General features: G+C 47.0%; 1 protein-coding gene. It reads left to right on the top strand.

What is annotated here, in order from left to right; genetic code table 11:
* Positions 1-26 precede the first annotated feature (26 nt).
* Positions 27-951, top strand: a 925-nt coding sequence (locus C1714_RS13745; protein ID WP_135567965.1) for a chromosome segregation protein SMC, incomplete at its 3' end; no start/stop codon positions are given.

The raw sequence follows: 951 nt of genomic DNA, 5'->3' as shown, positions 1-951 counted from the left end.
CTACTGGAAGAAAAGCAGGTCAGAAATTGTTAGACACATTCATTTCCTCATTTGCGCTGGATCTCCCGAAGTTTATCAATTCGAGTGCGAAGGAAAAGGCAAACACTCTGCTGCAGATCATCGGAGTCGGTGATGAACTTGCAAAGCTTGATAATCAGGAAAGCATTGACTACACCCGTCGGACAGAGATCGGCAGGATCGCTGATCAGAAAAAGAAGTATGCCGATGAAATGCCGCAATGGGATGGCGTTCCGGATGAAATTGTATCCGCGTCTGAGCTGATCCAGAAACAGCAGGATATTCTGGCCAGAAACGCACAGCGGCAGCAGTGGATTCGTGATAGTGCTTCGCTTCAGAAAGAAGCCATGAGAATCGAAGACAAGATCGAAGAACTTAAAAAGCAGCTTCATGATATCAATGAGAAGATCAGAGAGTCTGACCACAGTCCGGCAGAGCTGGCAATGGAAAGCACCGAAGAACTCGAAGAAAGCATCTCAAGCATCGATGCGATCAATGCAAAGGTCCGCGATAATCTCAACAAACAGAAAGCTGAAGAAGATGCAAAGGAATATAGAGATCAGTACGACAAACTGACATCTGACATTGAAACAATCCGCAGCAACCGCATGAAGCTGCTCAACAATGCAAAGATGCCCCTTCCTGGACTTTCAGTCGATCATGGAGAACTCACTTACAAAGGGCAGCGCTGGGACAACATGTCGTCATCGGAGCAGATGATCGTTGCAACTGCAATCGTCAGAGAGCTGAATCCAAAATGCGGATTCGTACTTCTGGACAAAATTGAGCAGATGGACGTTGACACAATGAATGAGTTCGGCGCATGGCTCCAGAAAGAAGGTCTTCAGGCTATCGCCACCAGAGTCAGCACCGGAGATGAATGCAGCATCTACATCGAGGATGGATACAGCATCAAAAATGGCGTCAAAACAG

The sequence above is a fragment of the Galactobacillus timonensis genome, assembly GCF_900240265.1.
Lineage (GTDB): Bacteria > Bacillota_I > Bacilli_A > Erysipelotrichales > Erysipelotrichaceae > Bulleidia > Bulleidia timonensis.
The sequence above is the reverse complement of the archived record's forward strand: the minus strand, read 5'-3'. Positions and strand labels throughout refer to the sequence as shown.